The 25,129-nt window shown below is 57.8% G+C and carries 25 protein-coding genes; 11 read left to right on the top strand and 14 right to left on the bottom strand.

All coding sequences use genetic code 11. The annotated features are described in order from the left end of the window. Window positions 1–5: 5 nt before the first annotated feature. The 3 genes from V2S86_RS01665 to zipA form a co-directional block, all read right to left on the bottom strand. Entirely contained in the window at window positions 6–221 is a 216-nt protein-coding gene (locus tag V2S86_RS01665; protein WP_330760952.1) for a DUF3820 family protein, read from the bottom strand. After that, a complete protein-coding gene (ligA, locus tag V2S86_RS01660; RefSeq protein ID WP_330760951.1) occupies window positions 221–2,239 on the bottom strand; it encodes an NAD-dependent DNA ligase LigA in 2,019 nt (672 codons plus the stop codon). Before ligA ends, V2S86_RS01665 begins: the two co-directional genes overlap by 1 nt. A 78-nt stretch (window positions 2,240–2,317) precedes the next feature. Beyond that, window positions 2,318–3,316 (bottom strand): cell division protein ZipA, encoded by a 999-nt coding sequence (gene zipA / locus V2S86_RS01655; protein WP_330760950.1) that lies wholly within the window; start codon window positions 3,314–3,316, stop codon window positions 2,318–2,320. A 221-nt stretch (window positions 3,317–3,537) separates the two neighbouring features. Between zipA and cysZ the strand changes: the two genes are divergently transcribed. The 5 genes from cysZ to crr all read left to right on the top strand — a co-directional run bounded on the left by cysZ (window position 3,538) and on the right by crr (window position 8,443). Then, on the top strand, window positions 3,538–4,299 hold the full coding sequence (cysZ, locus tag V2S86_RS01650; protein WP_330760949.1) for a sulfate transporter CysZ: 762 nt from the start codon (window positions 3,538–3,540) through the stop codon (window positions 4,297–4,299). Between the two features lie 184 nt (window positions 4,300–4,483). Next, a complete protein-coding gene (gene cysK / locus V2S86_RS01645) occupies window positions 4,484–5,452 on the top strand; it encodes a cysteine synthase A (RefSeq protein WP_330760948.1) in 969 nt (322 codons plus the stop codon). Between the two features lie 400 nt (window positions 5,453–5,852). Then, the gene (gene ptsH / locus V2S86_RS01640) at window positions 5,853–6,110 is read left to right on the top strand and encodes a phosphocarrier protein Hpr (RefSeq protein ID WP_004947679.1); all 258 of its coding nucleotides are present in this window, start codon (window positions 5,853–5,855) and stop codon (window positions 6,108–6,110) included. A 46-nt stretch (window positions 6,111–6,156) separates the two neighbouring features. Beyond that, entirely contained in the window at window positions 6,157–7,884 is a 1,728-nt protein-coding gene (ptsI, locus tag V2S86_RS01635) for a phosphoenolpyruvate-protein phosphotransferase PtsI (protein ID WP_330760947.1), read from the top strand. A gap of 49 nt (window positions 7,885–7,933) precedes the next feature. Further along, the gene (crr, locus tag V2S86_RS01630; RefSeq protein ID WP_004947686.1) at window positions 7,934–8,443 is read left to right on the top strand and encodes a PTS glucose transporter subunit IIA; all 510 of its coding nucleotides are present in this window, start codon (window positions 7,934–7,936) and stop codon (window positions 8,441–8,443) included. Window positions 8,444–8,749: 306 nt separating this feature from the next. On the opposite strand, the gene V2S86_RS01625 is transcribed toward crr, so the two are convergent. Both V2S86_RS01625 and V2S86_RS01620 read right to left on the bottom strand, forming a co-directional pair. Next, window positions 8,750–10,066: an ATP-binding protein gene (locus tag V2S86_RS01625; RefSeq protein WP_330760946.1), complete on the bottom strand. Its 1,317-nt coding sequence runs from the start codon at window positions 10,064–10,066 to the stop codon at window positions 8,750–8,752. A gap of 5 nt (window positions 10,067–10,071) precedes the next feature. Then, a complete protein-coding gene (locus V2S86_RS01620; RefSeq protein WP_330760945.1) occupies window positions 10,072–10,752 on the bottom strand; it encodes a response regulator transcription factor in 681 nt (226 codons plus the stop codon). 176 nt (window positions 10,753–10,928) lie between these two features. Here V2S86_RS01620 and V2S86_RS01615 point away from each other — a divergent pair, with 176 nt between their 5' ends. Then, the gene (locus V2S86_RS01615) at window positions 10,929–12,128 is read left to right on the top strand and encodes an efflux RND transporter periplasmic adaptor subunit (protein WP_330760944.1); all 1,200 of its coding nucleotides are present in this window, start codon (window positions 10,929–10,931) and stop codon (window positions 12,126–12,128) included. A 3-nt stretch (window positions 12,129–12,131) separates the two neighbouring features. Next, window positions 12,132–14,081 (top strand): MacB family efflux pump subunit, encoded by a 1,950-nt coding sequence (locus V2S86_RS01610; protein ID WP_330760943.1) that lies wholly within the window; start codon window positions 12,132–12,134, stop codon window positions 14,079–14,081. Window positions 14,082–14,084: 3 nt separating this feature from the next. Here the strand turns inward: V2S86_RS01610 and cysM are convergent, their stop codons facing one another. The 8 genes from cysM to V2S86_RS01570 all read right to left on the bottom strand — a co-directional run bounded on the left by cysM (window position 14,085) and on the right by V2S86_RS01570 (window position 21,422). After that, window positions 14,085–14,966, bottom strand: coding sequence for a cysteine synthase CysM (gene cysM / locus V2S86_RS01605; protein WP_330760942.1), 882 nt, complete (start codon window positions 14,964–14,966; stop codon window positions 14,085–14,087). A 198-nt stretch (window positions 14,967–15,164) separates the two neighbouring features. Further along, entirely contained in the window at window positions 15,165–16,253 is a 1,089-nt protein-coding gene (cysA, locus tag V2S86_RS01600) for a sulfate/thiosulfate ABC transporter ATP-binding protein CysA (protein WP_330760941.1), read from the bottom strand. Further along, window positions 16,243–17,118 (bottom strand): sulfate/thiosulfate ABC transporter permease CysW, encoded by an 876-nt coding sequence (gene cysW / locus V2S86_RS01595; protein WP_330760940.1) that lies wholly within the window; start codon window positions 17,116–17,118, stop codon window positions 16,243–16,245. Before cysW ends, cysA begins: the two co-directional genes overlap by 11 nt. Next, a complete protein-coding gene (gene cysT / locus V2S86_RS01590; protein WP_004947708.1) occupies window positions 17,118–17,951 on the bottom strand; it encodes a sulfate/thiosulfate ABC transporter permease CysT in 834 nt (277 codons plus the stop codon). The genes cysW and cysT overlap by 1 nt, the downstream gene beginning before the upstream one ends. After that, window positions 17,951–18,973 carry a sulfate ABC transporter substrate-binding protein gene (locus tag V2S86_RS01585; RefSeq protein WP_330760939.1) on the bottom strand — a complete coding sequence of 341 codons (1,023 nt, stop codon included), beginning with the start codon at window positions 18,971–18,973 and terminating at the stop codon, window positions 17,951–17,953. The genes cysT and V2S86_RS01585 overlap by 1 nt, the downstream gene beginning before the upstream one ends. Before the next feature lie 204 nt (window positions 18,974–19,177). Next, a complete protein-coding gene (locus V2S86_RS01580; protein ID WP_330760938.1) occupies window positions 19,178–20,077 on the bottom strand; it encodes a Dyp-type peroxidase in 900 nt (299 codons plus the stop codon). A gap of 165 nt (window positions 20,078–20,242) precedes the next feature. Beyond that, complete coding sequence (locus tag V2S86_RS01575; RefSeq protein ID WP_330760937.1) at window positions 20,243–20,827, bottom strand: RpoE-regulated lipoprotein; 585 nt, start codon at window positions 20,825–20,827, stop codon at window positions 20,243–20,245. A 130-nt stretch (window positions 20,828–20,957) separates the two neighbouring features. After that, a complete protein-coding gene (locus tag V2S86_RS01570) occupies window positions 20,958–21,422 on the bottom strand; it encodes a DUF2919 family protein (protein ID WP_330760936.1) in 465 nt (154 codons plus the stop codon). Window positions 21,423–21,593: 171 nt separating this feature from the next. Here V2S86_RS01570 and V2S86_RS01565 point away from each other — a divergent pair, with 171 nt between their 5' ends. After that, window positions 21,594–21,986, top strand: a complete 393-nt coding sequence (locus V2S86_RS01565) for a YgiW/YdeI family stress tolerance OB fold protein (protein ID WP_330760935.1) — start codon at window positions 21,594–21,596, stop codon at window positions 21,984–21,986. A 40-nt stretch (window positions 21,987–22,026) separates the two neighbouring features. Here the strand turns inward: V2S86_RS01565 and V2S86_RS01560 are convergent, their stop codons facing one another. Next, window positions 22,027–22,452, bottom strand: a complete 426-nt coding sequence (locus V2S86_RS01560; protein ID WP_006317161.1) for a GNAT family acetyltransferase — start codon at window positions 22,450–22,452, stop codon at window positions 22,027–22,029. Between the two features lie 330 nt (window positions 22,453–22,782). Between V2S86_RS01560 and amiA the strand changes: the two genes are divergently transcribed. The 3 genes from amiA (at window position 22,783) to V2S86_RS01545 (ending at window position 25,108) form a co-directional block, all read left to right on the top strand. Next, the gene (gene amiA / locus V2S86_RS01555; protein WP_330760934.1) at window positions 22,783–23,670 is read left to right on the top strand and encodes an N-acetylmuramoyl-L-alanine amidase AmiA; all 888 of its coding nucleotides are present in this window, start codon (window positions 22,783–22,785) and stop codon (window positions 23,668–23,670) included. Between the two features lie 62 nt (window positions 23,671–23,732). Further along, entirely contained in the window at window positions 23,733–24,653 is a 921-nt protein-coding gene (gene hemF / locus V2S86_RS01550) for an oxygen-dependent coproporphyrinogen oxidase (RefSeq protein WP_330760933.1), read from the top strand. Further along, window positions 24,653–25,108: a YaiI/YqxD family protein gene (locus V2S86_RS01545; protein WP_004947732.1), complete on the top strand. Its 456-nt coding sequence runs from the start codon at window positions 24,653–24,655 to the stop codon at window positions 25,106–25,108. The genes hemF and V2S86_RS01545 overlap by 1 nt, the downstream gene beginning before the upstream one ends. The last annotated feature ends 21 nt before the right edge of the window (window positions 25,109–25,129 follow it).

The following is a 25,129-nucleotide window of genomic DNA, read 5'->3' as shown; positions in this document are numbered from 1 at the left end:
TCCGTTCAACGCTTTTTTAACGGCTTGACCAGATGGTCAAGCCCTTCGATTTTAATCGCCAGCGTCATTTCCATCAGCATGCCGAGTTTGCCGTTGGGGAACTCGCCTTTGCGGGCGAACCACAGCAAATACTCTTCAGGTAGGTCAATCAGCGCCCGCCCCTGATACTTGCCGAACGGCATCAGGGTATTGGCGATCTCGATCAGGTTCTCTTTTTCCATCAGACACCCAGCAGGCGGATCATTTCCGCTTCATCGATCACCGCAATGCCCAGTTCCTGCGCCTTCACCAGCTTGGAGCCGGCCGCTTCACCGGCAATCACCAGATCGGTCTTTTTCGAGACGCTGCCGCTGACCTTGGCACCCAGCGCCGTCAGGCGATCTTTGGCCTCATCGCGTGAAAGTTGGCTCAGCGAACCGGTCAACACCACGGTTTTGCCGGCGAACGGGCTGTCGATCTCTTCAGGCACCACCACCACGTCTGGCCAGCTAATGCCAATCTCGGTGCCAATCAGTTCGTCGATCACCTTCTGGTTCAGCTCTTCATCGAGGAAATGACGCACATGTTTCGCGACTACCTCGCCGACGTCCGGCACTTTTTTCAGCGTGTCGATATCGGCGGCATAGAGTTTTTGCAGCTCGCCGAAGTACGCCGCCAGGTTAGCGGCCGTAGCCTCGCCCACTTCGCGGATGCCGAGCGCGTACAGGAAACGGGCAAAGGTGGTCCGCTTGGATTTCTCCAGTGCGTTGACCAGGTTCTGCGCCGACTTCGGCCCCATGCGATCCAACCCGGTCAGAATACCGGCGGACAGGCGGAATAAATCGGCCGGGTTCTTCACATACTCTTTTTCTACCAGTTGCTCGATGATCTTGTCACCCATGCCGTCCACGTCCATCGCACGGCGGGAAACGAAGTGCTTCAGCGCTTCCTTACGCTGCGCGGCGCAGATCAGCCCGCCGGTGCAGCGCGTTACCGCTTCGCCCTCTACCCGTTCCACATCGGAACCGCACACCGGGCAATGCTGTGGAAACACTATTTCACGCGCGTCCTGCGGGCGGCGATCTTCAATAACCCCAACCACCTGCGGGATCACGTCTCCGGCACGGCGCACGATCACCGTGTCGCCGATGCGCAGGCCCAAACGTTCGATCTCATCGGCGTTGTGCAGCGTGGCGTTACTGACAATCACGCCGGCCACCTGTACCGGCTCCAGCCGCGCCACCGGCGTTATCGCCCCGGTACGCCCAACCTGGAATTCCACCTCACGCACCTGGGTAATCTGCTCCTGCGCCGGAAACTTGAATGCCGTCGCCCAGCGTGGCGCGCGCGCCACAAATCCCAGCGTTTCCTGCAGATCGATATCATCGATTTTGACTACCACGCCGTCGATATCAAACCCGAGTTGCGCGCGGTCCTGCTCGACCTGACGATAGAAAGCCAGTACTTCGTCGCTGCCGGTGCAGCGTTTGGCGCGATCGCTGACCGGCAACCCCCAGTCTTTGAACTGCGTCAGGCGCTGCCAGTGGCTGCGCGGCAGCTCACCGCCTTCCAGCAGGCCAACGCCGTAGCAGAAAAAGGTCAGCGGACGTTTGGCGGTAATGCGCGGATCGAGCTGGCGGATAGAACCGGCGGCGGCGTTGCGCGGGTTGGCAAATATCTTGCCGTCCTTGCGACGCGCTTCTTCGTTCATCTGTTCAAAGCCGGCCTGCGGCATAAACACTTCGCCGCGCACTTCCAGCCTGCGCGGGATATTGTCGCCGGTCAAACGCAGCGGAATAGCGCGGATGGTGCGCACGTTGGAAGTAATGTTCTCGCCGGTGGTGCCGTCGCCGCGCGTGGCCGCCCGCACCAGTTCGCCGTCTTCATACAGCAGGCTGACCGCCAGGCCGTCCAGCTTCAGCTCGCAACAAAAGGTAAGCGGATCGCTGCTCTTCAGGCGATCCTGCACGCGTTTGTAGAACGCCAGGAAGCTTTCTTCGTCGAATACGTTATCCAGCGACAGCATCGGCACTTCATGGCGTACCTGATCGAACGCCGCCAGCGGAGCGGCGCCCACGCGTTGGGTCGGTGAATCGGCGGTGATCAGCTCCGGGTGCGCGCTTTCCAGCTCGCGCAGTTCGCGCATCAGGCGGTCGTATTCCGCATCCGGCACTTCCGGCGCGTCAAGCACATGATATTGGTATTCATGATGGCGCAGTGAGGTTCGTAGTTGATTGATTTGTTGGATTATCGATTCCATGGCTCACCATCAAAGATAAAAAACCCCCGGCAAGCGGGGGCTTTGTTGTTACGGATATTCAGTGCGCGTGGCTACCGGTCAGGCGTTGCTTTCCAACACTTCGCGGATGCGCGCTTTATAGGTTTCCAGCTTCTGTGGGGTCATCATGCGGCGCTCATCGTCCAACACCACACCGCCCACGTCGTCGGCGATTCGCTGTGCCGACTGCAGCATCAGCTTGAAGTTCTGATTAGCGTCGCCATAAGACGGCACCATCATGAACATCGACACACCCGGCGTGGAGAAATCGGACATCATGTCAGGATCGAAAGATCCCGGCTTGACCATATTCGCCAGGCTGAACAGCACAGGGCCGCTGCCTGCCGGGCTGATATGGCGATGGAAAATCCCCATCGCGCCAAACTGGAAGCCCGCTTGCAGCACGCTCTGCAGCAGAACTTCGCCGCCGATCACGCCACCCTGATGTGCGGTCACATGCAACACCAATACGGTTTCTTTCAGTTTTGCCGGTTTAATGGCTGCCGGAGCAGGCTGAGGTTCCACCGCCGCTGGTTTCACTTCCGGCTGCGGCTGGTGCGCAGGTTCGGCGCGGAACGCCGGCTCTGCTGCAGGCGCCACAGGCGGCAGATCGTCAACGCGCGGTTCACGGCGCGGCGCAGGCTGCTGCGGCACGTCGTCTTCTTCGTCCTGCGCGTAGGTGTCCAGCAGGATGTCATCATAATCCGGCCGCTGAGACAGCGGTGGCGGAGACTGATGAGCAGCCGGTTGAACGGCACGTGGCGTTACCTCGGCCGCCGGAGCAGGCTTGGGCGCAACCACGGGTTCTTCGCGTGCGGCATCAAAATGACCAAAAGACGGCTCATCGTGCGGGTTAGCGGCGCGTACACGCACCTCTCCCACGCCTTCATCGAGATCGTCGATCGGGGATTGTTCACGTTCTTTTTTAGAACGCTTGGCTGGGCGATCGCGGAAAAGCGATGAGCGTTCTTTGCGACTGGTCCACAGACCGTGCAATAACAACGCTATTATGGCGATCGCGCCAACAACGATTAATATCAGACGCAAATCCTGCATCATTGCTATCTCTGTTGTTCCAATACATTGCCACCGCGGCAAACATTCACTCTTTAACTCTATTTGCCCGCGCACACAAGTGCAAGTCCGTGCTGAACTTTATGCCAATAAAGATGATTATACTGCCTTTTTTTGCTGTTTTTTCAGCCAATGCTACCCTAGCCAGCAGAAAATCATCCCGATATGATAGCGATGCCTGTTCAGACAAAGAGATAACTTAAGATATGTCCTATACGCAGTCAGCTTCTCACTCCACCAGCGGCTTTCATTATTTCGCCGAAGGTTGGCGCCTGATTTCGCGCCCGGGGATTAAACGCTATGTCGTCCTGCCGTTGCTGGTCAACGTGCTGCTGATGGGCTCCGCTTTCTGGTGGCTGTTCAGCCGGCTTGGCGATTGGATCCCCAGTATGATGAGCCATGTGCCCAACTGGCTGCAGTGGCTGAGCTATCTGCTGTGGCCGCTGGCGGTCGTTTCCGTCCTGCTGGTATTCAGTTATTTGTTCAGCACCATCACCAACCTGATTGCCGCGCCGTTTTGCGGCCTGCTGGCCGAACATCTGGAGGGCAGCCTGACCGGCAAGCCGCTGCCGGACACCGGCATCTTCGGCATCGTGAAAGACCTGCCGCGCATCATGACGCGTGAATGGCGCAAGCTGGCGTACTACCTGCCGCGTGCGCTGCTGTTGCTGATACTTTATTTCATTCCGGGGATTGGCCAAACGGTAGCGCCGGTATTGTGGTTTCTGTTCAGCGCCTGGATGCTGGCGATCCAGTATTGCGACTACCCGTTCGATAACCATAAGGTAAGCTTTGCCGATATGCGCCGTGCGCTGCGTCAGCATAAAACCGATAACCTGCAGTTTGGCGCCATGGTCAGCCTGTTCACCATGATCCCCATCCTTAATCTGGTGATCCTGCCGGTCGCGGTTTGCGGGGCCACCGCCATGTGGGTTGACCGTTATCGCACACAATTCGTTCGTTCCTGAGCCGTTTCATTCCCCGCATTTACGATTAATTCTTCGACAGGGCGCGCAATTTGCGCCCTTATCCTTGTGCTTAAAACTTATTTCCTAATAACATATCGATATACCAATTCTTTACTTCCCTGCCGGTACTGTTAGCGTATGCTTTCGATGTTCCCCACATTTTCATAGAGTTAAAGGACGGGCTATGAGCAAGATATATGAAGACAACTCATTAACGATCGGCCATACGCCGCTGGTTCGTCTGAACCGTATCGGCAACGGACGCATTTTGGCCAAGGTTGAATCACGCAACCCAAGCTTCAGCGTTAAATGCCGCATCGGTGCCAATATGATTTGGGACGCGGAAAAACGCGGCATCCTGGTCGCCGGCAAAGAACTGGTGGAACCGACCAGCGGTAACACCGGTATCGCTCTGGCCTTCGTCGCCGCCGCACGCGGCTACAAACTGACGCTGACCATGCCGGAAACCATGAGCATCGAACGCCGCAAGCTGCTTAAAGCGCTGGGCGCCAATCTGGTGCTGACCGAAGGCGCGAAAGGCATGAAAGGCGCCATCGCCAAGGCGGAAGAAATCGTCGCCACCGATCCTGAGCGTTACCTCATTTTGCAGCAGTTCAGCAACCCGGCTAACCCGGCCATTCATGAGAAAACCACCGGCCCGGAAATCTGGGAAGACACCGATGGCGAGGTCGACGTTTTCATCTCCGGCGTCGGTACCGGTGGTACGCTGACCGGCGTCAGTCGCTATATCAAAAACACCAAAGGCAAAGCGATTACCACCGTGGCGGTAGAACCTACCGATTCCCCGGTGATCACGCAGGCGCTGGCCGGTGAAGAAATCAAACCGGGCCCGCACAAGATTCAGGGCATCGGCGCCGGTTTTATCCCCGGTAACCTGGATCTCGCTCTGGTTGACCGTGTAGAACAGATCACCAACGATGAAGCCATTAGCATGGCGCGCCGTCTGATGGACGAAGAAGGCATTCTGGCGGGCATTTCCTCCGGTGCGGCCGTGGCGGCGGCGGTGAAAATCGCAGAAGAAGCCGACTTCGCCGACAAAACCATCGTTGTGATCCTGCCCTCCTCCGGGGAACGCTATCTGAGTACCGCGCTGTTTGCCGATTTGTTCACCGAGCAAGAATTGCAACAGTAGTGCCACCGCCCTGTGCACAAATAGCTAAAAAAGCACCTTCCGGGGTGCTTTTTTGTGGGCTGGATCAAAGTTTATAGCAGTTGAAGATTGATTTTACCCGCCAGCTTTAGTATTTAACGGTGCATTATTTCGATGCGCAAAATTAATCACCCTCCATCCCTTGTTTAAGCTGAATCGATTTACTCGTTTGTCGCAGCGGCGTTAAACACGGCATAATGGAGAGCTGATTGAAACGACGGCAGAAGCCAAATTTTTTTGATCTGAAGAGCCAAATCCGTCGTTTTCTGTTGCATCAATGCTCGCCCCTGTACCATAGTCAGGCGCTAACCAGACAAGCTAAAGTCATACCCTTGGGCTAAACTTTAGCTCCACAACACACCAATAAGTTGGGGAAACATCAATGTTCCAGCAAGAAGTTACTATTACCGCTCCGAATGGTCTGCACACTCGCCCTGCCGCTCAGTTCGTTAAAGAAGCCAAAGGCTTCACCTCTGACATCACCGTAACTTCCAACGGTAAAAGCGCCAGCGCCAAGAGCCTGTTCAAACTGCAAACTCTGGGGCTGACTCAAGGGACCGTAGTGACCATCTCTGCTGAAGGCGAAGACGACCAGAAAGCCGTTGAGCACTTGGTAAAACTGATGGCAGAGCTTGAGTAATCGGCCCGTCTTTTTAGTTAACACCAGTCAAGAGTAAGGTAGGGTTATGATTTCAGGCATTTTAGTATCACCGGGTATCGCTTTTGGTAAGGCTCTCCTACTGAAAGAAGATGATATTGTCATCAACCGGAAGAAAATCTCTGCAGACCATGTAGAGCAGGAAGTCTCGCGTTTTCTGGCTGGCCGCGCCAAAGCGTCCGAACAGCTGGAAGCGATCAAGACCAAAGCTGGCGAAACCTTCGGCGAAGAAAAAGAAGCTATCTTCGAAGGCCACATCATGCTGCTGGAAGACGAAGAGCTTGAGCAGGAAATCATAGCCCTAATCAAAGACGATCTGGCGTCTGCCGATGCGGCAGCCTACACCATCATCGAAGGCCAGGCGAAAGCGCTGGAAGAGCTGGACGATGAATACCTGAAAGAACGTGCGGCCGACGTACGCGACATCGGTAAGCGCCTGCTGCAGAACATTCTGGGCCTGGCTATCGTCGATCTGAGCTCCATCCAGGACGAAGTGATCCTGGTCGCTACCGATTTGACCCCGTCTGAGACCGCGCAGTTGAACCTGGACAAAGTGCTGGGCTTCATCACCGATCTCGGCGGCCGTACTTCGCACACCTCAATCATGGCACGCTCCCTGGAACTGCCGGCAATCGTAGGCACCAGCGACGTGACCAAGCAGGTGAAGAACGACGACTACCTGATTCTGGACGCGGTTAACAATAAAATTTACGTCAACCCAACCGCTGACGTTATCGATCAGCTGAAAGCCGCCCAGACCCAGTACGTTACCGAGAAAAACGATCTGGCCAAGCTGAAAGATCTGCCGGCGATTACGCTGGACGGTCATCAGGTTGAAGTCTGCGCCAACATCGGCACCGTGCGCGACGTCGCGGGTGCAGAGCGCAACGGCGCTGAAGGTGTCGGCCTGTATCGTACAGAATTCCTGTTCATGGACCGCGACTCGCTGCCAACCGAAGACGAACAGTTCCAGGCCTATAAAGCCGTTGCTGAAGCCGTCGGCGCACAGGCCGTGATCGTCCGTACCATGGACATCGGCGGCGACAAAGACCTGCCGTACATGAACCTGCCGAAAGAAGAGAACCCGTTCCTCGGTTGGCGCGCCATCCGCATCGCCATGGACCGCAGAGAAATCCTGCATGCCCAGCTGCGTGCCATTTTGCGCGCTTCCGCGTTCGGCAAACTGCGCATCATGTTCCCGATGATCATTTCCGTCGAAGAAGTGCGCGATCTGAAAGGCGAAATCGAGACGCTGAAAGCGCAGCTGCGTGAAGAAGGCAAGGCGTTCGACGAAACAATCGAAGTAGGCGTCATGGTGGAAACACCGGCTGCTGCGGTGATCGCTCACCATCTGGCGAAAGAAGTCGACTTCTTTAGTATTGGGACAAACGATCTAACCCAGTATACTCTGGCGGTAGATCGCGGCAACGAGCTGATTTCTCATCTCTATAACCCGATGTCCCCATCAGTGCTTGGCCTGATCAAACAGGTCATTGATGCATCTCACGCAGAAGGCAAGTGGACCGGCATGTGCGGTGAACTGGCTGGCGATGAGCGTGCTACACTGTTGTTATTGGGCATGGGGCTGGATGAGTTCAGCATGAGTGCGATTTCAATCCCGCGCATCAAGAAAATTATTCGTAATACGAATTTCGAAGATGTGAAGGCGTTGGCAGCGCAAGCCTTGGCACAGCCAACGGCGCAAGATCTGATGAATTGCGTGAATAAATTCATCGAAGAAAAAACGCTCTGCTAAACTTCCACGACACTGGAACGCCGCCCAATTTAATGCTTAGGAGAAGATCATGGGTTTGTTCGATAAACTGAAATCTCTGGTTTCTGATGACAAGAAAGACACGGGCACTATCGAGATCGTTGCTCCACTTTCTGGCGAAATCGTTAATATCGAAGATGTACCTGACGTAGTTTTCGCTGAAAAAATCGTTGGCGACGGTATTGCCATCAAACCGACAGGCAACAAAATGGTTGCCCCGGTTGACGGCACTATCGGTAAAATTTTCGAAACCAACCATGCTTTCTCTATCGAATCCGACAGCGGCATCGAGCTGTTTGTCCACTTCGGTATCGACACCGTTGAACTGAAAGGCGAAGGCTTCAAACGCATCGCTGAAGAAGGCCAGCGCGTCAAGAAAGGCGACGTGGTTATCGAGTTCAACCTGGCACTGCTGGAAGAGAAAGCCAAGTCTATCCTGACGCCGGTTGTTATCTCCAACATGGACGAGATCAAAGAACTGATCAAACTGTCCGGCACCGTAATCGTTGGTGAAACCCCGATCATCCGCATCAAGAAGTAATTGCGAAGAGCAAGACAAACGGCGCCCAGGGCGCCGTTTTTTTATGGCTCTAGGCTATCTTACTGGCCATTTTGAACTAGGGCAGTGCTCATCCTCGTCACGTACTACGTGTACGCTCCAAGGCTTGCGCGCTGTCCATGTTCAAACTGCCTGCGCCGATAACGCCTATTGCACAACTGAGAATACCCAACGAATTTCGAATTGCAGCTAGGCGGCAAGCGGGTGAATCCCCAGGAGCTTACTCAAGTAAGTGACTGGGGTAAGCACGAGCAGCCAACAACGCTGCAGTTTGAAAGGCGAAGGGTATTACCCCCAGCGCGGGATCCGGAGGGTAATGATTAGCCCCTCAGGCTCGCCGTTACGCGCATCAACCTGGCCGCCGTGCGCCAGCACCACCTTGCGGGTGATCGCCAGCCCCAGCCCATAGCCTTTGCCCGACATCGCTGATTTCACCCGAACGAACGGATCAAAAATGCTGGAGAGTTTTGACTCTTCCACGCCCGGCCCCTGATCGCTCACCTCGATCTGGAACAGTTGGTCGATACGCGTCAGCACTACCGTCACCCGCTGCCCGTGGCTGGAGAAACGCAATGCGTTACGCACGATGTTATCCACGGCGCGCCGCATCAGCTCGGCATTGCCCTTGACGGTATACTCCACGTCCGAACTGGCCCGCAGCACGATCTCGACGCCAGGGACCTGCGCTTCGTAGCGCGCGTCGTTCACCACCGCATCCACCAGCCCGTAAAGATCGAAATACTCCTCGTCCGGCAGACTGTTGCTCTCGGCGCGCGACAGCGCCAGCAACTCGCCAATCATTTTATCCAGCCGCCCCGCTTCGTGCTCTATGCGCTGCAATGAGTTCTCGACGTTGCCGTCATTCTGCCGCGCCAGGCCAATGGCCAGCTGCAACCGGGCAAGCGGTGAGCGCAATTCATGCGAAACATCGTGCAGCAACTGCTCACGGGCGCTGACCAGCAGTTCCAGCCTTTCGGCCATGGTGTCGAAATCGCGCGCCACTTCAGAAAGTTCATCGTGACGCCGGCGCATCGCTGGGAACAGCCGCACGGACAAATCGCCCTGCGCTACACGATCAAAACCGGCGCTCAATTTGCGCATTGGCCGGGTCAGGTTCCACGCCAGCACGGCGCTGAACAACAGCCCTCCCAGACCGCCCACCCACAGCATCGGCGCCGGAATATTGAAGAAATGCGAACGCTTGTTGGGCCGGTACTGTTCGCGGAGGGTGCGCACGTCATAATTCAACAGGTAACCGCTGTTGTCCCCCGTTTGCACCCATGCCGCGATATTTTCCGGCATGCGGCGAACCTCGAAAGGCCCCTCTGCCGGCGCAGGCGGATGCGCCATCGGGGTTACCGACAAAAAACGACGATCATCGTCCGACCAATCTTTCATCATGGCTTCCAGGGCAGGTACGCCGCCGCTGCGCAGCAAAGTGCCGGCCGTTGCCAACTGCAAATTGATCAGCCGCCGGGTCATGGCGTTTTCCGGTGGCTCATAGCGATCGCCGTACAGCGAAAAAGCGACCCACAGCGCCTGGGTCATGATGATAAACGTGAGCCAGAAACCCAGCAGGATTTTCCAGAATAGTCTTCCGCGCATGGGCATTACCTGATGCGGTAGCCGATGCTGCGCACCGTTTCGATGCTGAGCGCATTGTCGGTCAGCGCGCCCAGCTTCTGGCGGATGTTGCTGATATGAACGTCAACGCTGCGGTCATAGGCCTCACGCGGGCGCCCCAACCCTTTTTCCGACAGCTCGTCCTTGGACACTACGCGCTCCGGCGCGCGCAACAGCAGTTCCAGCAGGTTGAACTCCGAAGCGGTCAGATCAAACGCCTTGCCGCGCCATTCGCTGCTGCGGGTAGAAGGATTAAGCGTCAGTTCACCGAAGCTGATGGCAATCTCGTCGTCCACCTCGTCCGGGCGTTCGTCGAAGCGACGCAACACCGCACGCAGGCGCGCCACCAGTTCGCGCGGGTAGCACGGCTTGGGCATGTAATCGTCGGCGCCCATTTCCAGGCCGATGACCCGATCGATATTGTCGCCTTTGGCCGTCAGCATGATGATCGGCATACGGCTTTTTTTACGCACGTCGCGCAGCACATCAATACCGCTCATGTCCGGCAGCATGATGTCGAGGATCATCGCGGTATACTCGCCCGAGAGCGCGCCTTCCACCCCCGCTTTGCCGGTCAGCACCAGCGTGGCGTTAAACCCTTCGCCGGTCAGGTATTCGCTCAGCATGGTGCCAAGCTCCAGGTCATCATCGACCAATAAAATTTTCATGCCTTGCTCCTTCGCGGATTTTCGCCATTTTCACTCCTATTAGCCTGCTTCGCAGCCTGTTTTACTCAATCCTTACACATTCCTGAACGCCACTTAACCGCAGCCCGGCCGGCGGCGCGCTAAATTAGTGCAAATAGATTTTTTGCCGCGCTTTTATGCCAGGGAACCTCTTCGTCATGCCATCGCTTCAACGCTCAAAACGCTATCTGTTGCCCACTGTCATTGTGGCTGCTATCGCCTTATTTCTCTACTTCAGGGCGCAAGGCACCGCCGAAACGCCCCGTTATATCACTGCGGTAGCGCAAACGCGCGATCTGGAACAAACCGTGCTGGCCGATGGCACCATCGAAGCGCAAAAACAGGTCAGCGTCGGCGCGCAGGTCTCCGGCCAGATAAAGGCCCTGCGCGTGGCGCTGGGCGATAAGGTGCATAAAGGGCAACTGGTGGCCGAGATCGACGATTTAACCCAGCAGAACTCGCTGAGGGACGCAGAAGCGGCATTGAAGAACGTACAGGCGCAACGCGCCTCCAAACTGGCGGCGCTGCGCAACAATCAGCTCGCCTATCAGCGCCAACAGGCCATAGTGGCGCGCGGCGTCGGCGTGCTGGCGGATTTTGACAGCGCCAAAGCCACGCTGGAAGCCACCCGCGCCGACATCAACGCGCTGGACGCGCAGATCGTGCAGGCGCAGATCGCGGTGAATACTGCGCAGGTCAACCTCGGCTATACCAAGATCACTTCACCGATCGACGGCACCATCGTCGCGCTGCCGGTTGAAGAAGGCCAGACGGTGAATGCGGTGCAAAGCGCCCCGACCCTCGTCAAAGTCGCCCGGCTGGACACCATGACCATCGAAGCGCAGATTTCCGAAGCCGACGTGGTGAAGGTGAAAACAGGTATGCCGGTCTATTTCACCATTCTCGGCGAGCCGGGCAAACGCTACCGCGCCACCTTGCGGGCGATAGAACCGGCACCCGACTCGATCAATGACGAGACCACCACATCCAGCTCCAGCAGCGCCAGTTCCAGCAGTTCTTCCACCTCCAGCACCGCGATTTACTACAACGGCCTGTTCGACGTGGCAAACCCCGATGGCGCGCTGCGCATTTCCATGACCGCGCAGGTGTATATCGTGCTGGCCAAGGCGAAAGGCGCAGTCGTGATCCCCGCCACCGCGTTACAGGGCGACTGGGTGCAGGTGGTGGACGAACAGGGCAATATCGCCCGCCGCCCGGTGAAGGTCGGCATCAATAACAACGTCGATGCGCAGATCATCAGCGGTGTGCTGGCCGGCGAAAAAGTGATTGTCAGCCAGGTCAGCGCAGCAACGCAAAGCAGCACGCGGCGCATGGGCCCGCCGCCGATGGGGATGTGATTGATGAACCCACCTCCTCTTTTGCAACTGCGCGGCATCAGCCGCCGTTTTCAGGCCGGCGAACAGAATGTGACGGTGCTGAACGATATCAATCTCACTATCGGCCAGGGCGAAATGGTGGCGATCGTCGGCGCTTCCGGCTCCGGCAAATCGACGCTGATGAACCTTCTCGGCTGCCTGGATCGCCCCAGCGAAGGGGATTATCAGGTCGCCGGGCGCAGTACCGGGCGGTTGGATCGCGATAGCCTGGCCGAACTTCGCCGCGAGCATTTCGGTTTTATCTTCCAGCGCTATCACCTGCTGGCGGAACTCACCGCGCAAGACAATGTCGAGGTGCCGGCGGTCTACGCCGGGCGTCAGCGCACCGCACGCCGCCAGCGTGCCGCCGATCTGTTGCAGCGGCTTGGTCTGGCGGACCGTCTGAACTACCGGCCCAGCCAGCTCTCCGGCGGCCAGCAGCAACGCGTCAGTATCGCCCGGGCGCTGATGAACGGCGGGCAAGTGATCCTGGCGGACGAACCGACCGGCGCGCTGGACAGCCACAGCGGACAAGAAGTGCTGAGCATTCTGAAAGACCTGCATGCGCGTGGTCATACGGTGGTGATCGTCACCCATGACATGCAGATCGCCGAACATGCCCAGCGCATTATTGAGCTGCGCGACGGCGAAGTTGTCGCCGATCGGCAAAAAACCGTCCAAACCAACGCGCTGCTGCCGAAGGTGCCGGAGGGCGTCGGCAGCCGTTGGCAATCGCAGCGCGACCGCTTTTACGAAGCCTTCAAAATGGCGCTGCTGGCGATGGCGTCACAGCGTCTGCGCACCTTATTGACCATGCTCGGCATTATCATCGGCATCGCTTCTGTGGTGTCGGTGGTGGCGCTGGGCAAAGGTTCGCAGCAACAGGTGCTGGCGAACATCAACGCCATGGGCACCAGCACGCTGGAAATCTACCCGGGCAAGGATTTCGGCGATATGCGCTCAGCGGCGATCCAGACGCTGCGCGCCACCGACGCCGACGCGCTGGCGCAGCAGGGATACGTCCACAGCGTGACGCCGACGCTGTCCAGCAGCACCACCTTTCGCTATGGCAATCAGTCGGTCAGCGGTACGGTCAATGGCGTAGGCGAGCAATATTTTTTGGTGCGCGGCTACAGCATCGACAGCGGTATGGCGTTTAACCGCCACAGCGTCGACAACCTGATGCAGGAAGCGGTGATCGACGAAAATACCCGCAATAAGCTGTTCCCCAACGGGGCCAATCCGCTCGGCGAAGTGATCCTGCTCGGTTCGCTGCCGTGCCGGATTATCGGCGTCGCCGCCAAAAAGCAGAGCGGCTTCGGCAGCGATGAAAACCTGAACGTCTGGATCCCCTACACCACCGTCATGAAACGTATGCTGGGCCAGAGTTACCTGAAGAGCATCACCGTGCGGGTCAACGACGATGTCGATCTCGGCAGCGCCGAAGACGGCGTCACCCGTTTGCTGAGCCAACGCCACGGCACCAAGGATTTCTTCGTCATGAACACCGACAGTATCCGCCAAACCATTGAGAAGACCACCGCCACCCTGACGCTGTTGGTGTCGATGATCGCACTGATCTCGCTGGTGGTGGGCGGTATTGGGGTGATGAATATCATGCTGGTGTCGGTCACCGAGCGCACGCGTGAAATCGGCGTGCGCATGGCGGTAGGCGCCCGCGCCGGGGACATCATGCAGCAGTTTTTAATCGAGGCGGTGCTGGTGTGCTTGCTGGGCGGCGCATTGGGGGTGCTGCTGTCGCTGGGGATCGGCGTGTTGTTCAGCCAATTCAGCAGTAACTTCTCCATGATCTATTCCGGAGCCTCGATCGTCGCCGCGTTTGTCTGTTCGACGCTGATCGGGGTGATTTTCGGCTTTTTCCCGGCGAAACGTGCCGCCGGGATGGATCCGATACATGCGCTGGAAAGGGAATAGCCTTCAGTCAAAAACACCGGTGGAGAGATAACGATCACCGCGATCGCAGATAATCGCCACAATCACGCTGCCTGGGTTCGCCGCAGCAATGCGTAATGCGCCGGCCACCGCGCCGCCGGAACTGACGCCGCAGAAAATGCCTTCACGCTGAGCCAACTGGCGCATGGTCTGCTCGGCATCGGTTTGCTGGATATCCAGAACCTGATCCACCAGCTCCGGGCGGAATATGCCCGGCAGATAGGCCGGCGACCAACGGCGGATGCCGGGGATGCTGCTGCCTTCCGCCGGCTGCAGGCCAATGATTTGCACCTGCGGGTTTTGGCTCTTGAGGTAACCGCCCACGCCGGTAATGGTACCGGTGGTGCCCATGCTGGAGACGAAGTGCGTAATGCGCTGCTGGGTCTGTTGCCAGATTTCCGGGCCGGTGGTGGTGAAGTGGGCGTAAGGGTTATCCAGATTATTGAATTGATCCAGTACCTTGCCCTGCCCTTCACGCTGCATTTCCAGCGCCAGATCGCGCGCGCCTTCCATCCCCATTTCACGGCTGACCAGAATCAGTTCAGCGCCATAAGCGCGCATTGCCGCCTGGCGTTCCAGGCTCATATTTTCCGGCATCAGCAGCTTAAGGGAATAGCCTTTCAGCGCCGCGATCATGGCCAGCGCAATGCCGGTGTTGCCGCTGGTGGCTTCGATCAGCTTGTCGCCGGGTTTTATTTCGCCGCGCAGTTCCGCCTGTTGGATCATCGCCAGCGCGGCGCGATCCTTTACCGACCCCGCAGGATTGTTGCCTTCCAGTTTGAGCCAAACCTCGCTGCCCAGTCCTGCGGCCAGACGTTGTACTTTTACCAGCGGGGTATTGCCGATGCATTGTTCGAGCGTTGTCACGATCTTTGCCTGTGTGTTGGACGTAAAATAACAAGGCAACCGCAAGGTCGCCTTTAACGTCAGTTAAAACCTATACCCAAAATATTTCGAGGTGCAGGAAGGCGGCAACTGCACGAGTCCCCAGGAGCTTACATCAGTAAGTGACTGGGGCGAGTAAAGGCAGCCAACACACCTGCAACTTGAAAGATAAAGGGTATATCAGGCGCTTTTGGCTAACGCAACAGGTTGTAGCAGTTGATCGCCGGCGTACAGACGCGCATTCAGGCTGCCGACATAGTAACGGCCACCGCGCACCGGGGGTTGGTTGCCCTCCGGCAGCACCACGCTGATCGGCTCCTGGTGCCAGCCGATCGGTTGTACGGTCAACTGCCAGAAGTGGCCGCGCGGGCTGGCCTCCAGCACCTGTACCGGCAGCGGGCAACGCTCGCTGCTTTCGGTGGCCACTTCCATTTCCCACGGACGCAGGAACAGATCGACGCTGCCTTGATGCATCGGCTGGAACGACAGCGGCCACTGGTGCGCGCCGACAAACAGCTGCGAGCCGCGGATTTCGCCGCTCAGACGGTTCACTTCGCCCATAAACTCCAGCACGAAACGGCTGGCCGGTTCACGCATGATTTCGTTCGGTGAGCCCACCTGTTCAATATTGCCCTGGCTCATCACCACGATGCGATCGGCCACTTCCATCGCCTCTTCCTGATCGTGGGTCACGAACACGCTGGTGAATTTCAGCTCTTCGTGCAGTTGGCGCAACCAGCGGCGCAGCTCTTTGCGCACCTGCGCGTCCAGCGCGCCGAAAGGTTCGTCCAGCAGCAGAATTTGCGGCTCTACCGCCAGCGCACGCGCCAACGCCACACGCTGTTTCTGGCCGCCGGAAAGCTGTGACGGGTAACGGTTGGCCAAATGGCCAAGCTGCACCATTTCCAGCAGTTGGGTCACTTTCTGTTTGATCGCCGCAGCGTTTGGGCGCTCACGACGCGGCAGCACGCTCAGGCCAAAGGCGATATTGTCGAACACCGTCATATGGCGGAACAGCGCGTAATGCTGGAACACGAAGCCCACGCGGCGATCGCGCGCATGCACATGGCTGACGTCGGTACCGTGGAAGCCCAGCTTGCCGCCGCTCTGGCTTTCCAGCCCGGCGATAATACGCAGCAGCGTAGTTTTACCGGAGCCGGACGGCCCCAGCAGCGCGACCATCTCACCGGAGGAAATATCGAGCGAGATATCGTTCAATACCTTGGTACGACCGAAAAATTTGTTGATGCCGCGAATCTCAATGCTCATGATTTTCCTCCCGCTCGAGGCGCGCATTTTGGCGTTCCAAACGCCATTGCAAGCCACTCTTCAAGAATAAGGTAATGATCGCCATCAGGGTCAGCAACCCGGCGGCGGTAAAGGCGCCGACGGTGTTGTAATCCTGTTGCAGCAACTCCACCTGCAGCGGCAGGCTGAAGGTTTCGCCGCGAATAGAACCGGACACGACAGATACCGCACCGAACTCGCCGATGGCGCGCGCGTTGGTCAGCACCACGCCGTACAACAGCGCCCAGCGGATGTTAGGCAAGGTAACGCGGCGGAACATCTGCCAGCCGGACGCACCCAGCAAAATGGCGGCCTCGTCTTCCTGGCTGCCCTGGCTGAGCATCATCGGCACCAGCTCACGCACCACGAACGGGCAGGTCACGAAAATGGTCACCAGCACCATGCCCGGCCAGGAGAACATCACCTGGATATTATGCGTATCCAGCCAACCGCCAAGCAGGCCATTGCTGCCGTAAAACAGCAGATAAATCAGCCCCGCCACCACCGGTGAAACGGCGAACGGAATGTCGACCAAGGTCAGCAACAGCTGGCGGCCCGGAAAGGTGAAACGCGTCACCAGCCACGCCAGCAGCGTGCCGAAAATCAGGTTGAACGGCACGGTAATCAACGCGATCAGTACCGTCAGCCAGATGGCGTGCAGCATGTCGCGATCGACCAGGCTACTCCACATCGCGCCTACGCCTTTGGAAAAGGCCTCGGCGAAAATCGACATTATCGGCACCACCAGCAGCAGCACCGAGAACAGCACGCCGATGCCGATCAGCGTCCATTTGCCCCAGTTGACGCGCGGGCGTTCGACGCCATTGAACTCAGAGATATCAGCCATCAGTGCCCCCCGATGCGTCGGCCGAAGCGGCTCTGCAGAACGTTAATGCTAAACAGCAACAGCAGTGACGCCGCCAGGATCACCGAAGCAATCGCGCTGGCCGCCGGATAGTCGAACTCCTGCAAGCGCACAAAGATCATCAGCGACGTCACTTCGGTCTTCCAGGCGATATTGCCGGCGATAAAAATCACCGCGCCAAACTCACCCAGGCTACGGGTAAAGGAAATCGCCGTGCCGGCCAGCAGCGCCGGCGCAAGCTCAGGGATCACCACGCGGCGGAAACTCTGCCAGCGGGTTGCGCCCAATGTTTCGGCCGCTTCTTCATATTCCGGCCCTAACTCTTCGAGCACCGGTTGAACGGTGCGCACCACGAACGGCAGGCTGGTAAACGCCATCGCCACCGCAATCCCAAGCCAGGTGAAGGTCACCTTGATATCGAAATGCGCCAGCCATTGGCCATACCAACCGGTGGTGGAGAACAACCCCGCCAGCGTCAGGCCGGCCACCGCAGTCGGCAACGCGAACGGCAGATCGATCAGGCCGTCCAGCAACGTGCGGCCGGGAAAGCGGTAGCGGGTCAGGATCCAGGCCATCAGCATGCCGAACACCGCATTAAACAGGCTGGCGACGCCCGCCGACAGCAGCGTCACCTTATAGGCCGCCACCACCTGCGGATTGGAAATCACTTCCCAGTATTGCGCCAGGCTCATCTGCGCCAATTGCATGACCAGCGCGCTGAGCGGCAGCAACAAAACCAGGCAGGTGTAAAACAGGCTGCTCCCCAGGCTGAGGCCGAATCCGGGCAAAACCCGTTTACTGGACAACGACAACATTACTTATGCCCTGCCGCTAACAGTTGATCCAACTCGCCGCCGGTGGAGAAATGCGTTTTCATCGCCTGCGGCCAACCGCCAAACTGATCTTCCACCCGGAACAGCTTGGTGTCCGGGAACTGACCCTTCGCCGCTTCCATCGCCTTTTTGTCGTAAACGCGATAGTAGAAGCTGGTGATTACCTGTTGGGCCGCCGGGCTGTAGAGATAATTGAGGTAGTCTTTGGCTGCCTGTTCGGTGCCGTTTTTATCGACGTTTTTGTCCACCCAGGCCACCGGGAACTCCGCCAGAATATCGACCGGCGGCACTATGACCTGGTATTTGTCTTCACCGTATTGTTTGCGGATGTTGTTCACTTCCGACTCAAAGCTGATCAGCACGTCGCCCAGGCCACGTTCCACAAAGGTGGTGGTCGCGCCGCGGCCGCCGGTGTCAAACACCAACACGTTTTTCAGGAAACGGGTCATGAAGGCGCGGGTTTTGGCCTGATCGTTGCCGTCGGCCTGGCTGGCGGCGCCCCAGGCGGCCAAATAGGTATAACGGCCGTTGCCGGAGGTTTTCGGGTTCGGGAACACCAGCTTCACGTCGTCACGGACCAGATCGTTCCAGCTGTGGATACCCTTAGGGTTGTCCTTGCGTACCAGGAAAGCCATGGTGGAATAGAACGGAGAACTGTTGTTCGGTAACCGGGTTTGCCAGTCGGCCGGGATCAGTTGGCCGCGTTCATGCAGGATCTGCACGTCGGTCACCTGGTTGTAAGTCACGACGTCGGCACGCAGCCCCTGCAGGATCGCCAGCGCCTGCTTGGAAGAACCGGCGTGGGACTGCTTGATGGTCAGCTTGTCGCCCGGGTGCTGCTGGTTCCACTGTTGTTCAAAACCGGGATTCAGCGCGGTAAACAATTCACGGGAAACGTCATAGGAGCTGTTCAGCAATTCAGTTGCCGAGACGGTGCCGCTGGCTAACAGAGCCGCAGCCAACCATCCTTTCAGCACGATATTTTTAACCCGGGTTTGTTTCATTCTGCACCTTAGCTAACTGAGTCAATCCGTCGGGCTTTCGCCCTGATGTTGACCAGTGTATTTATAACTAGGTGCGGAGCTGTAACGCTTTTATATACCGTTTAGTGATTTTCAAGCATCAAACGCTATAAGGCAGGAGCGGAGCGGTTTCGCTGGGGCGGGAAAAGCGTACCGGGGCCGACATGGCCGACCCCGACGAGGGCCTCAAAGCGACAGCAGACGCGTCAGCGAAGGGGCAAAGTAATAACTGCCGGTCACCGCACGGCTAAAACGCAGCATCGCATCGCGTTTGCCGTCCAGATCGCCAAACATGCTCAGCAGCTGTTTTTCGATATTATGCAGACGCGCGCAGTAGGCGATAAAATAAAGCCCGTGCTTGCCGCTGGCGGTGCCGTAAGGCAGGCTTTGGCGCAAAATTTTCAGGCCCTTGCCGTCTTCTTTCAGATCAACCCGGCTGACGTGAGAAGTCTCTGGCCGCTGATCCGACGGCAGCTCTTCACTGTCGTGCTTGGTGCGGCCAATAATCTGCTCTTGCTGCTCGGTGGTAAAACGCTGCCACTGACGCAGATTGTGTTCGTAACGCTGCACCAGCACGTAGCTGCCGCCTGCGTCTTCTTCGCCTTCCGCAATCACCGCCACTTCCGGGCGTTGGTCGCCCTGCGGGTTTTCGGTGCCGTCGATAAAGCCGCTCAGATCGCGCTCTTCCACCCAACGGAAGCCGTGGGTTTCCTCTTCAATTTTGATGGCGTTGCCGAACGCCGCGAGCGCCGCCTGCGCCAGCGAGAAGTTAACGTCATGACGCAGGGATTGGATATGGATCAACAGATCACGCTGGGTGGCCGGTGCCAGTCCTTTACCCAGTGGGGTAAACGGCTTCAGCTCTGTTGCCCCCTGGCCGCTGGACAGGTCGTGCCAGACGTCGTAACCAAAGGCGATGACCGCCCCCAGGCAAGCATCCGGGAATTGCTGCTGCAGCTCGGTAAGCGTCTGGCAAAACTGCTTGCAGCCCTGACGCAAATCAGCGAATTCGCCCTGTACGGTAGCTTCCATAAAAATGGCGAAACGGCAGTGCTCCAGCAAAATGCCGCTCTGAACCTGTGTCATGTCGTTATCCTCAATAGCAAAATAGGGTAACAGGCCGCTGTTTACACTTGGATTTCCTGTTACAAACGCGCGGTATAATAACGCATGCGTGCAAGATTGCCTTAGCGGAACGCAAAGAAAATAGGGTTAATCACGAGCGCCCCGAGCGGGGCGCCCGAAAGCGGCTTACTGCGGTTTGGCGTGCCAGATGATCTTGCTGACCGTCCAGCTTTTCAGCGTGTCGTCCGGCGGAATGATGTCCTGCGGGCCGGCCCACTTACCGCTGAAGATGTAGGTGACGTATTTGCTCTGCTCCGCCACGCACTCTACCTTGCCGGCATCGTCGCCATCGGCCGGTTTGCAAGCGCCAAACGCCTTGCTGTACATCTCGCTGAACGGTGTGCCAAGCTTGTTGCCCCACTCGGTCGCCACTTTATTGTCCATCACGTCCACACGCTGCACGTGGCCCTTCGGCTCGCCGGTGATCACCAGCTTCACGTCATTGCCGTCCATTGCCTGGTAGTAAGAAACGATCTGGCCCTTGTCGGTTGCCATGCCGCCGCGCAGGCGGTAATCGCCGTTCAGCCCGTCGTTGATCGCGCTTTCCGACATCGGCGTGCCGGCGTTGAGATCGCCAACGCCCTTGGCGCTGACCTCAAGGCTGCTGCCGAACCAGTTAAACGGCGACAGGCTCGACCAGGAGAGGTTGGACATCGTCGAACAGCCGGTCAGTAACAGCGGGAGCCCTAACAGCAGTGGGCGAATATTCATTTATAGCTCCTTAACATCAAAGGCATGGGTCAGTCGGGCCGAGTGTCAGCCTCTCACAACTGCCCGTGCTACGCCATCGGTTGCGAGATTGGAGTGCGGAAAATGAGAAAAGTGCCGCTCCGTGCGGCAATTAAGCGGCCTCTTCCTGTGGCGTGAAGCAAGCCTTCAGCCGCGCGTTCAGCAACAGGTAAGCCAGCGCCAAAGCATCGAGCAACGCCAAAACGCTATCCAGCGCCGGCAAATTGCTGTCCTGCTGCCACAGGTTGAGCAGGGAGCCGCCCAACGCCGCCAGCACCGAGGCGCTGAGCACCCAACGCCAGGCCCGCCACAGCCGTGGCCACACATGCCGACGCGGGCCAATCAAAAAGGCCAGCGCCGCCGGCAACCCCAGCAGGATGCCATACCAGAACCTTTGGGTATCCGGGTAAAACAGTTGCAACAACCCTCCCCCCTGCTGCTGCGAGACACCGGCCATCACAAACAGGATCCAGGTGCGGGCCTGCAAAACCAGGACGCCCCAAAACCACAGCGGCAGGCGCAGCACGCCATGATGATCATAATCGTCGGGGGAAAATCGGTGTGGATACGGCTTCAAGGTCGGTTCCTTGCCTGTTTTATCATTACTCCATCAAATGGGAGCCGTAACTCTTGTTTTCAATGCGCCCGCTTAAGAAGCTCTTAAGATCTTTATGTTTTACTTGCCTCATCAACACAGCAGTCCTGATTGGCAGGGCTTTGATTCTCGATTGAGATAAGGAAGCTTCAAATGAAAAAATATACCCTGGCCGCTTTGATCGCACTGTGCAGCGCACCGGTTCTGGCACAACAAGGCGGGTTTCTCGACCCTTCCGCACCGCAGACGCAAACCGCTCCGCAGGGCGGCTTCTCCGGCCCCAGCGCCGCACTGACCACCGTGGAGAAGGTAAAATCGATGAGCGACGACGCCTGGGTCATGCTGCAAGGCAACATTGAGCAGCGCGTCGGCGACGACACCTACACTTTCCGCGACGCCAGCGGCACCTTGACGGTGGAGATCGACAAAAAACGCTGGAACGGCCAGACCATTACCCCGAAAGATAAAGTGCAGTTGGAAGGGAAAGTGGATAAAGACTGGAGCAGCGTGGAAGTCGATGTGAAGAACGTCAAAAAGCTGCCGTAACGCTCAGTAACGGGCGGTGAAGGTTCACCGCCTGATTGACTCAATATTCCTGGTCTTCGATCAGCCGCTTGCCCAGGCTGGTGATGCTCTGGATCTCGTAACCGAGTTTTTCGTACATCTCGATCACAGTGTCGTTGTCTTCGCGCACCATCAGTTGGATCTTCGGGCAACCGCGCGCGACCAACTTTTTCTCCAGACGGCTAATCAACGCATTGGCGATGCCGCGCCCGCGATAATCCGGGTGCACGCCCAGGTAATACGCCGAACCACGGTGGCCATCGTAGCCGCCCATCACCGAACCGACCACTTCGCCGCCCACTTCCGCGACCAGAAACAGGTCCGGATCGTGATTCAGTTTGCGCTCAATATCCATCTCAGGATCGTTCCACGGCCGCAGCAGATCGCAGCGCTCCCACAGGGTAATGACTTCTTCAAAGTCGTCTTGTCGAAATACGCGAATTTCCATCGATGTTCGCCGCTGTTAATTAAAGTGTTTATCTGATTATACCCAAAGTTATTGGAGTTGCATCAAGGCAGCAAGCGAATGAAGCCCGATGAGCTGACTTAAGTCAGTGATTCGGGTGAGCAAGCGCAGCTAACACAGATGCAGCTTCAAGTACGCAGGGTATATCGCGGGATTATTCACTTAAGCAATATCAAACTGCGATTTTCCACGCCAATGGGGCAGAAAACGGCGGTAACTGACGTAATAAATGGACATAGTTAACCGTTCGATTAATGATTATCAATACGATATAACGTCGCAAAATAGAATTTATCGATGGAGCGTCGCGTTATGAAAAAGCAGGTTAAACAATTCCTCAATTTTAAACCGCTCTCCGCCTCCCCCACGCGACGTCGATTACTGCTCTCCGGCCTGGCGCTGGCGCTGGTCGGCTGCAAAAGCCAACCGGCCAAAGCGGAGTCCGGCGGCATGCTGCGCAATCAACACGCCAAACCGGCAGCGAAACCGACCGGCAGCAAAAGGCTGGTGATGATCGATCCCGGCCATGGCGGCATCGATTCCGGCGCGGTCGGCAGCGAAGGTTCGCAAGAGAAACACGTGGTGCTGGAGATCGCCAATCACGTACGCCGCATGCTGCATGAACACGATCACGTCGAAGCCCGACTGACGCGGGAAGAAGACGAATTTATCCCGCTGTTCCAGCGGGTAGAAATTGCCCACCAGCATCAGGCCGACCTGTTTATTTCGATTCACGCCGACGGTTTTACCAGTCCCGACGCCTCAGGCGCCTCGGTATTCGCCCTGTCCAACCGCGGTGCCAGCAGCGCCATGGCACGTTATCTCTCCAACCGCGAGAACGCCGCCGATGACGTAGCCGGCGGCAAATATAAAAATCAGGATAACTATCTGCAGCAGGTACTGTTCGATCTGGTGCAGACCGATACCATCAACAACAGCCTGACGCTCGGCCGCCACGTGCTTGGCCAGATCCGCCCGGTGCATCACCTGCACAGCGACAGCACCGAGCAGGCGGCGTTTGCGGTGCTCAAATCCCCGTCCATTCCTTCGGTGCTGGTAGAAACCTCCTTCATCACCAACCCGGCGGAAGAGCGCCTGCTCGGCACCACCGCGTTTCGCGAGAAAATCGCCCGCGCCATCGCCGACGGCGTGATCAGTTTCTTCAGCTATTACGACGCCCACCAGCGAAAAACCGGCTGATAAGCGGCAGCGAATACGGGTATACTTTGCGCCTTGTTCCGTCAGACGCGTGAATTATCCGTATGAGCTTACCGACCATCGCAGAAGTAAAATCCTTCCTGCTATCGCTGCAGGACAGTATCTGCGCGCAACTGGCACAGGCAGACGGCAGCGCCGTTTTCAACGAAGACCGCTGGACGCGTGAAGAAGGCGGCGGTGGCCGCAGCCGCGTGTTGACCGAGGGTGCGGTGTTTGAACAGGCGGGGGTCAACTTCTCGCACGTCTCCGGCGCCACTCTCCCCGCTTCCGCCACTGCGCACCGCCCCGAGCTGGCCGGGCGCAGCTTCCAGGCGATGGGCGTGTCACTGGTGATCCACCCGCACAGCCCTTATATTCCCACCAGCCACGCCAACGTGCGTTTTTTCATTGCGGAAAAACCGGGCGAAGAGCCGGTGTGGTGGTTTGGCGGCGGCTTTGATCTGACGCCGTTCTACGGTTTCGAAGAAGACGCCGTCCACTGGCACCGTACCGCCGAGCGGCTCTGTGCCCCCTTCGGTGACGCGGTCTACCCCAAATACAAAAAGTGGTGCGACGACTACTTCTTTATCAAGCATCGCAACGAGGCACGCGGCATCGGCGGCCTGTTTTTTGACGATCTCAACACCCCGGACTTTGACAGCTGCTTCGCTTTCACCCGCGCGGTGGGCGAAGGTTTCCTCGACGCCTACCTGCCGATCGTGGCAAAACGCAAAGCGCTGAGCTGGGGCGACAACGAACGCCAGTTCCAACTCTATCGCCGCGGCCGCTATGTCGAATTCAACCTGGTGTGGGATCGGGGCACGCTGTTCGGCCTGCAAACCGGTGGCCGCACCGAATCCATTCTGATGTCGATGCCGCCGCTGGTGCGCTGGGAATACAACTATCAACCGGCAGAAGGCAGCCCGGAAGCGGCGTTGTACCGCGATTTTCTGCCGGTGCGCGACTGGCTGAAGGAGCCTGAGTAATGCAGATTTGGGTCGATGCGGACGCCTGTCCGAACGTGATCAAAGAAGTGCTGTTCCGCGCCGCCGAGCGCACCGCCATGTCGGTGACGCTGGTGGCCAACCAACCGCTGAGAACGCCGCCGTCAAAACACATCCACACCCTGCAGGTGGCGGCCGGTTTTGACGTGGCGGATAACGAAATCGTCCGCCGCTGCGAAAAAGGCGATCTGGTGATCACCGCCGATATTCCGCTGGCGGCCGAAGTGATAGAAAAAGGCGCGGTGGCGCTGAACCCGCGCGGTGAACGCTACACGCCGGACACTATCCGCGAACGCCTGAACATGCGTGACTTTATGGATACCCTGCGCTCCAGCGGCATCCAGACCGGTGGCCCGAATACCCTGAACCAACGCGACCGTCAGCAGTTCGCCAACGAGCTGGACAAGTGGCTGCAGCAGGCGAAGCGGGCGCAGTAACCGCACAGCATTCCCCCGGTG

The organism is Serratia sp. C2(1) (assembly GCF_036352655.1).
In the GTDB taxonomy this organism is placed as follows: Bacteria; Pseudomonadota; Gammaproteobacteria; order Enterobacterales; family Enterobacteriaceae; genus Serratia; species Serratia inhibens.
Note: the sequence above shows the minus strand (reverse complement) of the source record. Positions and strands in the feature narration are given on the sequence as shown.

What these genes read in the sequence shown, in the direction of transcription:
- V2S86_RS01665 (WP_330760952.1), bottom strand. Translation starts at nt 221, where the DNA reads ATGGAAAAAGAGAACCTGATCGAGATCGCCAATACCCTGATGCCGTTC.
- ligA (WP_330760951.1), bottom strand. Translation starts at nt 2,239, where the DNA reads ATGGAATCGATAATCCAACAAATCAATCAACTACGAACCTCACTGCGC.
- zipA (WP_330760950.1), bottom strand. Translation starts at nt 3,316, where the DNA reads ATGATGCAGGATTTGCGTCTGATATTAATCGTTGTTGGCGCGATCGCC.
- cysZ (WP_330760949.1), top strand. Translation starts at nt 3,538, where the DNA reads ATGTCCTATACGCAGTCAGCTTCTCACTCCACCAGCGGCTTTCATTAT.
- cysK (WP_330760948.1), top strand. Translation starts at nt 4,484, where the DNA reads ATGAGCAAGATATATGAAGACAACTCATTAACGATCGGCCATACGCCG.
- ptsH (WP_004947679.1), top strand. Translation starts at nt 5,853, where the DNA reads ATGTTCCAGCAAGAAGTTACTATTACCGCTCCGAATGGTCTGCACACT.
- ptsI (WP_330760947.1), top strand. Translation starts at nt 6,157, where the DNA reads ATGATTTCAGGCATTTTAGTATCACCGGGTATCGCTTTTGGTAAGGCT.
- crr (WP_004947686.1), top strand. Translation starts at nt 7,934, where the DNA reads ATGGGTTTGTTCGATAAACTGAAATCTCTGGTTTCTGATGACAAGAAA.
- V2S86_RS01625 (WP_330760946.1), bottom strand. Translation starts at nt 10,066, where the DNA reads ATGCGCGGAAGACTATTCTGGAAAATCCTGCTGGGTTTCTGGCTCACG.
- V2S86_RS01620 (WP_330760945.1), bottom strand. Translation starts at nt 10,752, where the DNA reads ATGAAAATTTTATTGGTCGATGATGACCTGGAGCTTGGCACCATGCTG.
- V2S86_RS01615 (WP_330760944.1), top strand. Translation starts at nt 10,929, where the DNA reads ATGCCATCGCTTCAACGCTCAAAACGCTATCTGTTGCCCACTGTCATT.
- V2S86_RS01610 (WP_330760943.1), top strand. Translation starts at nt 12,132, where the DNA reads ATGAACCCACCTCCTCTTTTGCAACTGCGCGGCATCAGCCGCCGTTTT.
- cysA (WP_330760941.1), bottom strand. Translation starts at nt 16,253, where the DNA reads ATGAGCATTGAGATTCGCGGCATCAACAAATTTTTCGGTCGTACCAAG.
- cysW (WP_330760940.1), bottom strand. Translation starts at nt 17,118, where the DNA reads ATGGCTGATATCTCTGAGTTCAATGGCGTCGAACGCCCGCGCGTCAAC.
- cysT (WP_004947708.1), bottom strand. Translation starts at nt 17,951, where the DNA reads ATGTTGTCGTTGTCCAGTAAACGGGTTTTGCCCGGATTCGGCCTCAGC.
- V2S86_RS01585 (WP_330760939.1), bottom strand. Translation starts at nt 18,973, where the DNA reads ATGAAACAAACCCGGGTTAAAAATATCGTGCTGAAAGGATGGTTGGCT.
- V2S86_RS01580 (WP_330760938.1), bottom strand. Translation starts at nt 20,077, where the DNA reads ATGACACAGGTTCAGAGCGGCATTTTGCTGGAGCACTGCCGTTTCGCC.
- V2S86_RS01575 (WP_330760937.1), bottom strand. Translation starts at nt 20,827, where the DNA reads ATGAATATTCGCCCACTGCTGTTAGGGCTCCCGCTGTTACTGACCGGC.
- V2S86_RS01565 (WP_330760935.1), top strand. Translation starts at nt 21,594, where the DNA reads ATGAAAAAATATACCCTGGCCGCTTTGATCGCACTGTGCAGCGCACCG.
- V2S86_RS01560 (WP_006317161.1), bottom strand. Translation starts at nt 22,452, where the DNA reads ATGGAAATTCGCGTATTTCGACAAGACGACTTTGAAGAAGTCATTACC.
- amiA (WP_330760934.1), top strand. Translation starts at nt 22,783, where the DNA reads ATGAAAAAGCAGGTTAAACAATTCCTCAATTTTAAACCGCTCTCCGCC.
- hemF (WP_330760933.1), top strand. Translation starts at nt 23,733, where the DNA reads ATGAGCTTACCGACCATCGCAGAAGTAAAATCCTTCCTGCTATCGCTG.
- V2S86_RS01545 (WP_004947732.1), top strand. Translation starts at nt 24,653, where the DNA reads ATGCAGATTTGGGTCGATGCGGACGCCTGTCCGAACGTGATCAAAGAA.